The sequence below is a fragment of the Psychrobacter sp. DM4 genome (assembly GCF_051307035.1).
Lineage (GTDB): Bacteria > Pseudomonadota > Gammaproteobacteria > Pseudomonadales > Moraxellaceae > Psychrobacter.
In genome coordinates this window covers 2,336,891-2,351,390 of sequence record NZ_CP195536.1, presented here as the reverse complement: position 1 = coordinate 2,351,390, position 14,500 = coordinate 2,336,891, and the positions used below count along the sequence as shown (strand labels likewise).

Annotated in this window: 14 protein-coding genes; 8 read left to right on the top strand and 6 right to left on the bottom strand. The window is 44.2% G+C overall.

Annotated elements, in window-relative coordinates; genetic code table 11:
* Nucleotides 1-49: 49 nt before the first annotated feature.
* Nucleotides 50-556 (top strand): hypothetical protein, encoded by a 507-nt coding sequence (locus tag ACR64G_RS10045; RefSeq protein WP_435979160.1) that lies wholly within the window; start codon nt 50-52, stop codon nt 554-556.
* A 90-nt stretch (nt 557-646) separates the two neighbouring features.
* On the opposite strand, the gene minE is transcribed toward ACR64G_RS10045, so the two are convergent.
* From minE to ACR64G_RS10020, 5 genes are all read right to left on the bottom strand, one after another.
* Entirely contained in the window at nt 647-934 is a 288-nt protein-coding gene (minE, locus tag ACR64G_RS10040) for a cell division topological specificity factor MinE (RefSeq protein ID WP_435979159.1), read from the bottom strand.
* Nucleotides 934-1,749 carry a septum site-determining protein MinD gene (gene minD / locus ACR64G_RS10035; protein WP_435979158.1) on the bottom strand — a complete coding sequence of 272 codons (816 nt, stop codon included), beginning with the start codon at nt 1,747-1,749 and terminating at the stop codon, nt 934-936. Before minD ends, minE begins: the two co-directional genes overlap by 1 nt.
* 375 nt (nt 1,750-2,124) lie before the next feature.
* Nucleotides 2,125-2,967 carry a septum site-determining protein MinC gene (gene minC / locus ACR64G_RS10030; protein ID WP_435979157.1) on the bottom strand — a complete coding sequence of 281 codons (843 nt, stop codon included), beginning with the start codon at nt 2,965-2,967 and terminating at the stop codon, nt 2,125-2,127.
* A 181-nt stretch (nt 2,968-3,148) separates the two neighbouring features.
* Complete coding sequence (locus ACR64G_RS10025) at nt 3,149-4,225, bottom strand: hypothetical protein (RefSeq protein ID WP_435979156.1); 1,077 nt, start codon at nt 4,223-4,225, stop codon at nt 3,149-3,151.
* 94 nt (nt 4,226-4,319) lie between these two features.
* A complete protein-coding gene (locus ACR64G_RS10020) occupies nt 4,320-5,282 on the bottom strand; it encodes an acyltransferase (protein WP_435979155.1) in 963 nt (320 codons plus the stop codon).
* Between the two features lie 387 nt (nt 5,283-5,669).
* Here ACR64G_RS10020 and ACR64G_RS10015 point away from each other — a divergent pair, with 387 nt between their 5' ends.
* From ACR64G_RS10015 to ACR64G_RS09985, 7 genes are all read left to right on the top strand, one after another.
* Nucleotides 5,670-6,326: an OmpA family protein gene (locus ACR64G_RS10015; RefSeq protein ID WP_435979154.1), complete on the top strand. Its 657-nt coding sequence runs from the start codon at nt 5,670-5,672 to the stop codon at nt 6,324-6,326.
* 368 nt (nt 6,327-6,694) lie between these two features.
* Nucleotides 6,695-8,125 (top strand): imelysin family protein, encoded by a 1,431-nt coding sequence (locus ACR64G_RS10010; protein ID WP_435979153.1) that lies wholly within the window; start codon nt 6,695-6,697, stop codon nt 8,123-8,125.
* 156 nt (nt 8,126-8,281) lie between these two features.
* Nucleotides 8,282-9,847 carry a di-heme oxidoredictase family protein gene (locus ACR64G_RS10005; RefSeq protein ID WP_435979152.1) on the top strand — a complete coding sequence of 522 codons (1,566 nt, stop codon included), beginning with the start codon at nt 8,282-8,284 and terminating at the stop codon, nt 9,845-9,847.
* A gap of 61 nt (nt 9,848-9,908) precedes the next feature.
* Nucleotides 9,909-11,048 carry an imelysin family protein gene (locus ACR64G_RS10000; RefSeq protein WP_435979151.1) on the top strand — a complete coding sequence of 380 codons (1,140 nt, stop codon included), beginning with the start codon at nt 9,909-9,911 and terminating at the stop codon, nt 11,046-11,048.
* 3 nt (nt 11,049-11,051) lie between these two features.
* Nucleotides 11,052-12,584, top strand: coding sequence for a DUF1513 domain-containing protein (locus ACR64G_RS09995; RefSeq protein WP_435979150.1), 1,533 nt, complete (start codon nt 11,052-11,054; stop codon nt 12,582-12,584).
* A complete protein-coding gene (locus tag ACR64G_RS09990; RefSeq protein ID WP_435979149.1) occupies nt 12,577-13,239 on the top strand; it encodes a M48 family metallopeptidase in 663 nt (220 codons plus the stop codon). Before ACR64G_RS09995 ends, ACR64G_RS09990 begins: the two co-directional genes overlap by 8 nt.
* Before the next feature lie 27 nt (nt 13,240-13,266).
* Complete coding sequence (locus ACR64G_RS09985) at nt 13,267-13,869, top strand: methyltransferase domain-containing protein (protein ID WP_435979148.1); 603 nt, start codon at nt 13,267-13,269, stop codon at nt 13,867-13,869.
* Here ACR64G_RS09985 and ACR64G_RS09980 read toward each other — a convergent pair.
* Entirely contained in the window at nt 13,847-14,500 is a 654-nt protein-coding gene (locus ACR64G_RS09980) for an HD domain-containing protein (RefSeq protein WP_435979147.1), read from the bottom strand. The genes ACR64G_RS09985 and ACR64G_RS09980 overlap by 23 nt on opposite strands.

Below are 14,500 nucleotides of genomic sequence, written 5' to 3'. Positions count from 1 at the left end.
GTAGAGCTTTAGCCTTATTCTCAAACACCTAAATTATTGTGAGCGCTATATGAGCGAGATTGTAAAACACTCTTTTGAAGCTGTCAGTCTACTGACAACCAGTAACGGTATGTTGGAGGTGACGGTCATCCCAGCAATTGATCAGCCTGATTGGATCCTTCCCACTAGCCTAATTTTAGACATAAAGGACTACGCTGAATATACTTTGCATTACCCTTGGCAACAGCAGCAGCTTCCTGTATTTCATCTCTTTGTTCGAGGTCAGACCCCAAGCAAAATTATTGTATTAGAAGGCAATACGAGCGAGCATCGCATCGCGTTACAAAGTACAGGAATGCCTCGCTCCCTTCGTGTACGTATCTCTGACGTAAAGGATATCGATACGCCTGATCACTACTTAAGCCCAAAATCCAATATGGAGAAAAATGAGTCCGATACGACGCTTAGAGCTGATTCTTTATCCTCTTATCTGTATCAAACGGTTATGATAGAAGATACCGCGTACCTTATACCTGATATAGATAAAATGGCTCACTATTTAACTAATAACCATTAGTTCTCATTTTATAACCATAATTAAGACCTGCACAAAAAAACCCTAAACATTATGTTTAGGGTTTTTGACAGCAGCACAGACAATAAGTCGTTACTTTTTATGTTCTGGCAAGCTAATATTCATCTCGAGTACATCTAGGCTGTCTTCTGAACGATGGTTAATATTGACATCGTCGATCTGCACGCCGTTGACGTACTTGTTGACGACTTCTAATATCTCACGTTTCATCTTTTCAATACGATCAGCGGTCAGACGATTATTCAATCGGTTTTCACTTGCAACGATGACCTTTAGACGTTCAGTCGCCATATTAGCGCTGCCAGCATTGCTATCTTCGGTACCAAATAGGCTACTCCAAAATCCTTTTTTCTTACTCATTATTGACCTCCAAACCAGCGCTGTAACAGACTTCTCTTTTTGATATCAAGATGACGAATAGGACGCTCTTCGCCCAAAAAGCGAGCAACGATATCGTCATAACATTGACCAGCGACAGAATCGGTATAATGAATAACAGGTTCGCCATGGTTAGATGCTTCCAATACAGAGTGACTCTCAGGTATAACACCTAACAGAGGCACTTTTAAGATGTCATTCGATATGGTATCGATATCCATCATCTCATTGGCAGCCGCGCGCTCAGCATTGTAGCGGGTGATAATCAGATGCTCACGGATAGAGCCATGACCCTCTTCAACCTTTTTGGTACGGCTTTGTAGGATACCAATGATACGATCTGAGTCACGTACAGAGGAGATTTCAGGATTGGTCACGATAATGGCTTCATCAGCATGATACATCGCAAGTTGCGCTCCGCGCTCGATACCAGCAGGCGAGTCGCATATAATATAGTCAAATTGCTTTGAGAGCTCATCCATAACTTCACTAACACCGTCATCAGTCAGCGCATCTTTATCTCGCGTTTGACTGGCAGGTAGAATATACAAGTTCTCAAGTTTTTTGTCTTTGACTAAGGCTTGCGATAGGCGAGCATTACCACTAATCACGTCAACAAAATCATAAACAATGCGGTTCTCGCAGCCCATAATTAAGTCGAGATTACGTAGACCGACATCGAAGTCGATGACAACGGTCTTATAACCGCGCAATGCCAAACCAGCAGCAAAAGAGGCACTGGTGGTGGTTTTACCAACACCGCCTTTACCTGAAGTGATTACAACAATTTTTGCCACGATGGCACACTCCTATCTATCAGTGGAATATTTATTAAATGAGATAATGCATTTGTGGTGCATGTGCTACTTGCGAACGCAAGCCTAGCACACCTATATACAAATTTATAGCTGACATACAATAACCGATACTTGGCATAAATAAAGTATGAAAACCGAGATGATCTTATCTCTAAGTCATATAATGTAACAAGCTTCAATCTATATAGATAGTGGCTGAGTTAAAGATATATAGTAGCGCAGTTTTGTTAAAAAAACTTACTATATTATGAAGCCAAATTTTATTAGTTTATAATTTTTACTTAGATACATAAACTTTAGTATATATACTGTATGAATGAGCATGGTTATCCACTCACGATCAGACGTTATCGCCTAGACTGTGTCCATCATCGTAAACACAAGACCCTGACCATCGACGAAGCGAACTTGTACAGGTTTGTCTATCAGATGTTCAGGCAAGTTATCCCGTAGGCAATAGGTTCCTGCGACTGATACCAATGAGGGGTTAAAGACCTGACAGAATATACGTGCGTCTTGATCCCCTGTAGCACCAGCAACTAGGCGACCTTGTGCTCGTGCATAGACATGCAAGTTATTATCAGTGATCGCTTCAGCGCCGCTATTGACACTATTGGTCAATATCAAATCACCACCGACATGGTTTAGACTTTGACCTGAACGCAGTACTTGATCATAGATAAGACTGGTAATATGCACGTCACTCAGTAAGGTGTGAGGTGCATCGGTAGATAGTGTCGTTTGGGTTTGGCTGACTTGATTTGTAGTATGAGCCTCGGTAGTAGCAGAGATGCCTTTGGTAGTTTCTTTAGGTTCTATAGCGTTTTCACTGACTTGAACAACAGTTTTTTTACTCGGTATGATGCGCTCAATTCGCTTGCCATCTGCTGGGAATATAGCTAGCTTCTGTATGCGTGCTTGAGGCTCAAGAACACCTTTTAGGACGCCAATAGGTTGTAGTCCCCAAGACCATAGCAAGTCGATTAACGCTGGCAGATCTTGCTCGATCTCACTATCGATGATTACGGGTGTATTGGTATTTTTATTATCGATCGTATTGGACAATTGAGCATCGATTGTATTTAGATCATTGCTATTAAGCTGTAAGCGCGAAAAAGTCAGCATCTTGCCAAAAAAGGCGATAGCGGAAGTATCGCTATCAGTGGTCAAAGGGTTGCCGATGTCCGAGATTGTCATAATACGCATCCTTAAAATACTGACATAACTGCTATTGATGTGCAGCTCATTATTGAATCGCTAGGCTGAAATAAATACAGATACTACATCTAAATAAAAGGTAATACCCTTCTATCTCCGAGTTTTGATCTCAAATCTGCTCATAAGTTTACCGTCTATCGAATGATATTAATAGATAAAACTACAAGTTGAGCATGTCTTTGTGCTTCCATTGTTGAACTTTTACTTGTGCCTCAAGTGCCGACAAACTGTCGTCGATAATGCTAGCGACCAAAACATCTAATGCATTATCACTAGCATCGACATGCGCGACACTATGCGCAATAGCAGCCATCATATCATCGATACGCTGATCATCTAGCAAGCGCGCATTTAGCGCATAAACGACGTTTTCACCAATGCTCTGTCCTATGTGTTGCAACTGTGATTCGATAAGACTTCCAGCAATAGGTATTAGTCTAAGATAGCGTCTGAGCTCAGGGGTGTTGGCCAGACCACTTTGGATGGCATCACCAACTTCATGAGCGATTAGGTTGCCACCCTCCGAGCCTCGTTTTAACTTTTGTAATTGCGGCGCAAGCTCCCGTCGCAATAATGACAAAATAACTGCTTCAATCTCTACACGGTTGCGCGTGATGGTTGAGTCTATCATGGATTTTTGCATTTTTGGATCGGTGAGCTGCTGACGATAGTTGTCAATGGCGGTTAGGATCACCCGATCAGATAACTCTTCTAGTATCAGGTCAATATAGAACTTGATACGTTTGAGCCAAAGCTGCGGCAATACCTGATAACCAAGCTGATGTAAACGTCTACCAATGACCACCGCGCGAAACAAGCGCAGGGCGCGTAATTGCGGAAAACACCCTAGTACCTCGTACCAATGTACAAAAGGGAAGAAAAACCAGCGGTAATAAACTCGATTTTTAATAGCAATAGCCCAGCGCACGGCTAACTCAAAAATTAAAAACAAGGTAAAAAACCCACCTACGGTACGTAAAGGATCGTGCAAAACGTTCTGATACCAAGCCAAAGCCTCACTAAGCATCAACCAATTAGCTGCATTGGCACTAAAATTACTCATCAATATCGCATCAATGCTGATTAAGAATAAATCAATACTGATAGCGACAAGCATCAAAATGTCGTAAGTCAGTTTTAGGCGGCTAGGTGCTGGACGCATAGGCGACGGCTTTAATTGAGTGTGATCAGCAATCGATTGCGAGCGTTTGGGTAGGTTATTTGAGGAGATGGACACAATTGCACCTTATATAGGACAAACGGTCAATCAAGACCGTTGTCTACAGGATTTTATAGATTATTCAAAAAATAGGTTTGGATATCGATGCTATCTAAACACTACTGTCAGCAGGCTCGTTTTCAAATTGAGCGAGCATATCGCCGATGAGCGCATCCTTTTGTTGCCACACTTGTTCAACCCAGTCAAACATCTGCGCTTTGATCGTCTCGTCCGTCTCATAGCGACCGTCTTGAATGGCAGCAGCCAAGTCTTTTGGAATATGGATATGACGAACATCGACGCCCAAGCGTTTGATATTACCTTTCCACAAATCGCTATAGGTCGGTATGCCATCAGGATAAACGATAGTCATATCCAGAATACTATCCACCTCACTGCCAAGGGCGCTGATAGCTAGCGCCAAACCGCCAGCTCTTGGTTTTAGCAAGTGCGTGTAGGGTGAGTTTTGACCTTGACTTTTGGTTGGGGTAAAGCGCGTACCCTCCAGATAATTGAGCAAAGTAAAGGGTTTGTCTTTGAGTAGCGCGCAGGCACGTTTGGCCTCTTCTATATCTTTGCCTTTTAGCGCAGGGTTTTTCTCGATTTGCTCTTTTGAATGACGGCGCATCATCGGAAAGTCTAAAAAGTAAAAAGCCTGTCCGATAACGGGAATATATATCAGCTCAAATTTGGTAAAAAATCGTGTTAATGGCAAACGCTTTTCACTAATGTACTGAACGATACTCGTATCGACCCAAGACTGATGGTTGCAAATGAGTAGATACTTGCCTTTGGTATTCACATCATCTGGCAGACTAATACGCCAGTCTTTACGCGGCAATACATTGTCAATCAATGCATTATTGCTATTGATCCAGTAATTGGTCACATCTATTACCGTTTTGTCTGCGATAGCGGAGCCAGTGATAGCCTTGGCAGCACCCATAATCCATACAGGAGGTCCTGCTGCTATACTATTTGCGGTAATGACGCCAGTTGACGTCGCTAACGAGATAACTTTACCAAGCCTAGGCGCACGGTTATGCACTTTTTGTATGAGCGATGACAGTTTCATGATAGTTTCCTTATAATCATTTTATATTTATAATTTAGACAGCTTGTTTATAACACAAAGTCATCGCACTATAATAGTATGAGGTATTATCAGATTCAGAAAATCATTAAAGTGAGATACAGACAAAAATATTAAGTAAAGTGTCAAAACTAAAATAGTCATGATATATAGTTCTGCATTTTGCATACATAGATGTGACAAAATATTACACATAGACAGGTTGTGCTTGCCATAATAACAGCAAGTGTGAATAGCACCCAGCAGAGCAAAGTGCATATAGCGCTTAATAAGATTAAGGCAATAAGTATTGCTAATAAGTATTACTAATAAGTATTACCAAAATAAATTTTGTTTATAACTTCATTTGAATTCATAGAGGAATAAATTATGCGTAATCAATTAATGATTGTAGCTGTAGCATCAGGTTTAGCTCTTAGCGGTTGTACTACTGATCCTAACACTGGACAACAGCGTTTAAATAAAGCGGCCTTGGGTGGTTTGGTTGGTGCGGCAGGCGGCGCAACTATCTCAAAAGCAACTGGCGGTGATAAGACGGGTCGTGACGCAGCAATTGGCGCAGCGCTTGGTGCTGGCGTAGGGTATTACATGGAGCGTCAAGCTCGTCAGTTAGAGCAGCAAATGGCGGGTACTGGTGTTACTGTTGAGCAAAACCCAACGACTGGTAACATCGATTTGGTCATGCCAGGTAACATCACTTTCTCGTTTGATGATGCGACTTTGAATGCATCATTTAGACCAACACTTGATAAGCTTGCGTCAACTATGAGCCAGTACAATCAAACGACAGTAACTATTGCAGGTCATACTGATAGCCGCGGTGATGCAGCTTATAACACTCGTTTATCAAGAGACCGTGCTTATTCAGTAGCCAACTACTTGACGGCTCGTGGCGTAGCTTCTAACCGTGTTAATGTCGTTGCATATGGTGAATCACGTCCAATCGCAGATAACAACACTGATTATGGTCGTCAGCAAAACCGCCGTGTTGAGCTCACTATCAACTCACCACAAAGCGTTAACTAGAATTAAAACTGTTTAGTTCAATGATAAAGAGCCAGCGCTAAGCTGGCTTTTTTGTGTTTATAATTTGGAGCGGAGTAAAGCTTAAACCTTTAAACTACTTAATATTACTGTTTATAGACGTAGCTTTTTACCAAAACTTTACTCCTTTATCTTTATACGATACCGCTAAAAACAAATTATTCGTAATAATACCAATTTTTATTTGATAATAGTTCTCAATAACATTATAATTTGCGAAAACTCGCGTTAGTACACTGCGAAAACATAGTGATCAAGGAGCTGTATATTACGGCTTCTTTGTCTTGACATACATCGAATATAGCGTTATCTATCAAAATACATCTTTATATCTATTACTAGGGCCATTTATGACTACCACTACGATAAAGCGTCGTTCTTTTTTGCCAGCGACTTTGGCTGTTGCGTTATCTTCTATGTTAATGATGAGTGCTTGTACTAAACAGACAGAAGAGAATACGTCGCAAAATGAGGTAGCCGCTACTACTGATACAGTAAGTGGAGCCGTTCAGCAGGCAAGCTTAGATAGATTGCTTATCAGTTATGCCAACATAGCACAAGCCGCTTACAAGGATTCACTGGAGACGGCAAAAGTACTGCAAGCTGCTATCGATGCTTATGTTGATATGCCTACTGAGGCAAATTTAGCCGCTGCAAAAGCGGCTTATAAAGCGGCTCGCAAACCCTACTCACAAACAGAAGTATTTCGGTTCGATGAGGGGTTTGTAAGTGCTGATGACAAGCGTGATATCAGTAGTATCGATAGCTGGGAGGGTCAAGTCAATGCATGGCCACTCGATGAGGCGTTAATAGACTATGTCAGCGATAGCTACGAGGGCGAGTACAATAGTAACGATAATATAATCAACAGTAAAAGCATTGCTGTTGGTAGCGTACAGCAAGACACTAATGACATCACCCCAGAGCTGTTGGTCGATATGGCAGAGATTGGTGGTAGTGAAGCCAATGTGACGACAGGCTATCATGCCATAGAGTTCTTGCTATGGGGTCAAGACACCAATGGCGTAGGCGAAGGGGCAGGAAAGCGCCCTGTCAGTGATTATGTCACGGCTGCAGGTCAGTGTACTAGTGGTGATACGGTCAATGACGATGTCAGTATCTGTGAGCGTCGCGGTGAGTATCTCAAAGCGGCCACCCAGCTATTGGTCGAGGATTTGACCGCAATGGAAGCGCAGTGGCAGTCCAAAAGCGAAAATACATTACGAAGTGATATATTGGCTCGTAAAGATGACAATGCCTTGCGCCAAATCATGTACCAAATGGGTAGCCTAGCATTGGGGGAGCTCGCTTCTCAGCGGATGCAAGTGGCGTTTGTCACAGGCTCCACCGAAGATGAGCACGAATGCTTTAGTGATCTAACGCACATAAGCTATGCCAATAATGCACGTGGTATCCAAAACCTATTTAACGGTAACTACCAGACTGTCACTGACAAAACGATCGGCGGCTATGGTCTCAAGCAGTATCTTATTGATACGGGGCACAAGGGCGCAGCAGACCAGTCGGCAGCTGACTTTACTAGAGTCAAAAGTGCGTTTGATGTCATCGTCGAAAAAGCTGAAAACGAGGGCATAAAGGTTGATCAGATGATTGCAACCGCAGGTCAAGTAAGTAAGCAAGGCATATCCGCCGAAGAGCAAAATATGCGTCGCGGCTGGATTGAGAGTGGTATCACAGGTTTACAGGCGCTCACCGATAGCTTAGAGAACGCTGCAAAAGCCGTTGGCATTGACAACCTTGCCGCGGACGATGGACTATAAGTCAAGATCGGTCTTGTGAGTCAATAATGGCTGGCAAGTCGCTAAAAGTGAATGAGAATTGTTTTCATAAACGCGCACTTGGAGTACACTATCACGTTATCAGTATCGACTGATAACGTGTTTTTTTATTGAAGATATATCAGAGTTAAGGATGTTATGAGCACTGATAAAAGTTGCAATCGTGGTAATAAGCTGGCAGTAAGTATGATGGCAGCTTTGAGCATAAGTGCCTGCCAGCCTACTGTAAGCGATAGCGAGGCGTTGTCCTCTGAACGCTTGCAGACTATTGAGACGCTCGCAGGTATTCCAATGCAACAGCTGGCTACTTTTGATTCTCAAGAGATTAAGCAAGGCGGTGATACAGGTATCACTATCGCTAGTAGTGAGAGTTACTCAAAACCTTCATCGAATCTGACCGCTTCACGTAAGGGTAATTTCTTTATTGGTAATGCTTTTTTTATGCAGCCTTGGGTCGCTGCGCCTGCGAGTACCGATAGCCGTGATGGTCTGGGCGCATTATTTAATGTCGCCGCTTGCCAGTCTTGCCACATTAAAGACGGGCGCGGACATGCACCTCTGACTAGCGAAGATGATTCAGATAGTCTGCTCATTCGATTAGCGATGCCGGCGCAAACCGCTGAGCAAAAACAGCAACTCAAAGACTCCCTTATCGAAAAAGTAGTTCATCCTAATTATGGTGGTCAATTGCAAGATCGCGGGGTTCAAGGCGTGCCCGCTGAGGCGCGTATTCAAGTCACTTGGACGGACAAACCAGTCACATTTGCAGATGGTCATATCGAGACTTTGCGTGCACCTACCTTTAACTTGACTAATCCTGGGTATGGGGCATTTGATGATGAGCTTATGGTCTCACCGCGAATTGCGCTGCCTATGATAGGGCTTGGATTACTTGAGCAAATACCCGATGCCGATATCAAAAGACAGGCCGACAGCAGTGGCAAAAACGGTATCTATGGTAAATTCAATCTTGCGATGGATCCGAAAACGGGTAAGGTTGCGCTAGGTCGATTCGGTTGGAAAGCAGGTCAAACCAAGCTTTTGACTCAAAATCAAAGCGCCTTTAATGAAGATATGGGTCTGACGTCAAACATTAGACCCCACGAATCTTGTATGCCAAGTCAAACGGCTTGCCTAAATGCAACTACTGGCGCTGATGAGCAAGGTAATGGCAAACTGGCTGTAGAAGTCAGCGATGACATTACTAAGTTTGTAGAGTTCTATACGCGTAATTTAGCGGTTCCGCATCGCCGTGATGCGGAAAGCGAGATAGTACTAGCGGGCAAACAGCGCTTTTATGACATAGGCTGTCAAAGCTGTCATACGCCAAGATACGTGTTGCCAAAAACTGACGATGATCATCTTGAGCAGCACGGGCAAGTCATCTATCCTTATACGGACTTATTGCTTCACGACATGGGTGATGAATTGGCAGATCGCACTATCGCAGGCAAGCTGCCACCTAAAAATGCACAAGTAGAGTTCTTGGCTAACTCGTATGAGTGGCGCACCCCAGCGCTTTGGGGTATAGGTTTGGCACAAACGGTCGACTCGCAAGCGACGTTTTTGCATGATGGCCGCGCTCGCACTTTGATGGAGGCGGTACTGTGGCATGGCGGCGAAGCTGAGGCGCAAAAGCAAAAAGTACTTAAACTTGATAAACAAGGCCGCGCCGAGCTTAATGCATTCTTAAAGTCGTTATAAGCTATCGCTTATCCCTCCAAACCCTAAGACTAACTATAAACTCTAAATGACCGAGAACTTTATGAAAATCAATCATGGCTTAGTGATGGTGTTATCCGCTTTGAGTGCTGGGCTACTGGTCAGCTGCGTCAAACCTGCTGATGATAATACAGCTACTGATATGGACAATCAAAAGGTTACTCAAGAACCGACTAAAGCTAAAGCTGCGGCTGGCAGTAGTGAACAGATCGAGGCTATAGACATTAGCGCTGAAACTGCGAGCACGTATTTAACTCATGTTGCTAATGATATCGTGATTCCAGCCTATGCAAATACTGCCAAGCAGAGCGCACAATTGCAAAAGCTTGCACAACAGAGCTGCCAGCAAGCGCCAGTAAGTGGAAATGCATTACAAAAGATGCGTGATCAGTGGTTACTACTTGCGCAAGCTTGGGCCAGTGCTGAGATGATTAACTTCGGTCCTGCAACTGACAGTATGAGTAACTTATACGTCAACTATTATCCTGATGAGCGCGGAGTAGTGCATAGTGGCGTCGCTGATCTGATCGCCGCCAATCCTACACTAACAGCTGCGCAGCTAGAGAATGAAAGCGCTATTGTACAAGGGATACCAGGACTTGAAGAGGCGCTACACGCTAATGATAGTCTAGACGGCGCTCAATGTGCCTATGTTATTAGCGCCAGTGGTGCCTTGAGCACTCGTCTAAAAGCTATCGAAAATAACTGGCGCGACAATGCCACAACGCTACTTGCCATCGATAAAACAGCGGACAGTGATCAGGGACTAAATCAATGGTTCAATGCACTGCTATCGCTCGTTGAAATCACAAAAACCAACGCTATCGATCAGCCGTTAGGGATTACAGGGTCTACAAAAGGTCATCTGCCAGCAGCGACTGCTGAGCAAAGTCGCTCTATTATCACAGCGAAAGTAGATACGCTGAATCAAGCGCTTACCGATCCAGCTCTGGTCGCTATGCTCGGGCGCAATAACGAGAGCCAAGTCAGTGATACTCTCTCCACCGCGCTTAGCGATACCACAGCCATACTTGCGCAAATGCCAGAGGATATCGCTGACGCAGACAAGGCTGAGCAGCAGGCGCTGTTCGATCATTTCACGACAATGACGCGGCTCATAAAACGTGAGCTTATTCCAACTTTAGGAGTTCGTGTTGGTTTTAATAGTAACGATGGTGATTAGGTCATGACTATTTTGAAGACTAAAGCTGCGATAAATGGTGTCAATAATGCGGATAACCTTTATGTGCAAGATCATAGGCGCTCAGGCAAACGACTCTGTTATGAGCTGATAAAAACATCGGCTCTAACACTGTTTGGTACTTCTATATTGGTTGGTATGCATCATCAGTATCGTAAACGCCGTCATCCTAAGGCGCGGATACAGGACTATATAGCAGGTGTTCAAACGCGTATAGATGCCATCGTTTCTTCACCGTCGTTTGTAGGAGACTTAAGACCGACTAAGCAGCTGACGCGTTTGCAACAGTCTTACCATGCTGCAAAACAGACGTACCTAAACCATGATGAAACTATTTTTAGTCATTCTAAAGTTGATCACAAATTAGCTGCCTTGCATACGACTACTAGGATAGCGCGTCCCGTATGCTGGGTCAGCGGTGTGGCTTCTATGCCAAAGACTATGCCAGCGAGTGAAAATAACGACGAGAATGATTTTGGCGTAGTGGGTATCGATGCACAAAGACAGCTTGTCTGGCAGACGACAATGCCTGAGCGCGTGCATGATATCGTCGTTCAACCTATGGCTAAGGATCAAAAGCAACTCGATAAGCAAAGCGGCGACGTCGTCGTTATGGGACGCCGCCCAAGTGAGACATTCTGGGTATTAGATGCTGCTACAGGAAAAGTCAAACACGCTATCGAAGCCTCAGCTGATCGTCACTTTTATGGGCATGCCTGCTATAGCTTGGACGGTCAGCGACTGTATGTGACAGAGAACGATACGGTTACTTTGACAGGCAAGATAGGTAGTTACGCTATCGATGATAATTACCGAAAAATTAGAGAGTTTGACTCGTATGGAATTGGCCCGCACGAGCTGATTATGCATCCAGACAATCAAACGCTGATTATCGCTAATGGTGGAATCAAAACTGAACAGGCATCTCGTGAAGAGCTTAATCTCGATAGCATGCAACCCTCGTTAGTGTATATAAGCTGCCATGACGGTCAATTATTAGAGCAAGTCATTCCTGAGCATAGTCAGATGAGCGTACGCCATCTCGCTATCCATGATGACGGTACAGTAGCCATTGGTATTCAGTACCAAGGCGAGCGCCATATCAACGTACCACTCGTACTGATCCACAGGCGTGGCGATACTGAATTTACCCCTTTGATTATGCCTAATGGTCAGTGGCATGTTTTTCATCAGTATATCGCCAGCATAGCTGTCGATAGCGCGCAAAACCAGATATGCGTGGCAACGCCAATGGGCGGCTGCGCAGCTATCTTTGATTTAAAGACGCACGCACTTATAGATACAGTAACTCTGCCAGATTGCGCAGGTGTAGCATTAAATACCGAAAAACCCGGCTTTATCGTTAGTGATGGAAACGGTCATTTAACTACCCTAAGCAGTAGTACAAAAGAGAATCAGGATTCTAACAAAGACCCTATCATGACCCATAGTCAGCAGCACGCAATGTCTTTTGATAATCATTTGCAAGCGCTAGCATGGTCGGTAGCTGATGAATAAAAGCAGGCTCATCCCCATCTCGTTATTGGCTAATGCTGCTGAGCAGTTGGCGGCAGCAGACATCCAATTGAACATCAGTCAAAAACGCGTCAAGAATATCAATTTTCGCTTAAAACCTTATCAGCTGAACGTCTCTATACCTCTATTTATTAGTCATGAACAAGCCGCGCAGGCCATTGATAAGCGCGTGTCTTGGGCAATAGACAATCATGCGCAAGTATTAGCGCAGCATCAGCAGACACCGTTTTCTGAATCATCAGCTGTGAGTAATAATTTACTATTGTGGGGCGAGCCGCAAGCGCTGATCTTAAATCATGATGAAAAGATCGCTTACTATCGCCAGCAACTAGCAAAAGTAACGCCTGCCTTATTCAATAAATGGCAGCCCATCGTCGGCGCAAAGGCCCGTGAAGTCAGATTCAAAAAAATGCACACCCGATGGGGCAGTTGCAATACTAGAGAGAGCCGAGTCTGGCTATCTGTCTACTTGCCAGCGTATGCTATTGAGTGTACTGAATACGTGATCGTTCATGAGCTATGCCACTTGCATCATCCCAATCATAGCGCCGCATTTTGGCACACGGTGAGGGCAGCAATGCCAGAGTATCAGCAGTGGCATGACATGTTGGCAGGACAATCAAGGCAGTTGGATTAAACTTGTGTATCAAGACAGGAATGCGTTATGGACAACGTTAACCAGCCTGAGTTTTGGCAGCAGCGTTATGAGTCGGGCAGCATACAGTGGGATATGGGACAAGTCTCACCACCACTAAAAGCCTATATCGACCAGTTGCCAGAATCTACCAAAGACCAGAGGATCTTGGTGCCGGGTGCGGGTAATGCTTATGAGGTTGGCTATTTGCATGAGCAAGGATTTACTAACGTCGTTTTAGTCGACTTCGCACCAGCGCCCATTAAGGATTTCGCTAAGCGCTATCCTGATTTTCCAGCAGAGCATTCAATCTGTGCAGACTTTTTTGAATTGTCGCCCAAGGACTATCAGTTCGATTGGATACTTGAACAGACGTTTTTTTGTGCGATTAATCCGTCGCGCCGTGATGAGTATGTCGAGCAAATGGCAGCGTTACTTAAGCCTAATGGCAAGCTCATAGGTTTACTGTTCAACGTTGATTTTGGTCGAGATGAACCGCCGTTTGGTGGTACGCTTAAGGAGTATCAAAAGCGTTTTGCGCCGTATTTCAACATTGATGTTATGGAGACCAGCACCAACTCTCATCCAGCGCGTCAAGGCAGTGAGCTATTTATGAGTCTGCAAGCAAAATAATCTCGCGTCTGATATTGCTGCGTGCCTGAGACTCTAGCTGATCATAATGCTCTGTCAGATAGAGCTTAGGATGTGCAAGTAGACTCTCCAATACCGCTATCCGCCCAGTGCGATAGTTCGCCTTTGGCACATGAGCGTATTCTTTGCGTACCGCCTGCGCATACTGCTCATAATCCATCCACGGCGCACCCAAAATACTCAAATCCATATCAAGTAAATAAGCAGCATCAAGGCTGTTATCAGCACCTATGACGTTGTGATTTGCGGTCATGATAATTAACTCATAGATACGTTGGCACTGTTTGGAATCAAGGCAAGAGTGTAATTTCTCTTGAACGTATTCCGCGCTTTTAAGCTCGTTATCTGAGCGCCTAGGGTCATATATTACATCATGATAGTACACCGCTAGCGCCACGATATCAGGCTGGGCAAGCGCGTCTTTTATCTTATCAAACTGGCTGAACAGCTGCGTTAAATGCTCCAAGGTATGATAAGCGCGGGTATGCTCGCTATAACGAGTCGCAATATCTTGCCAAAGTGTCAAGGCAATGTTAGGTGCAACGCTTTCATTGATAGCTGATAGATGCGCTGCAAAACGCTCACTAAGATCCAAGTGTCTTTTTTTGCTCAT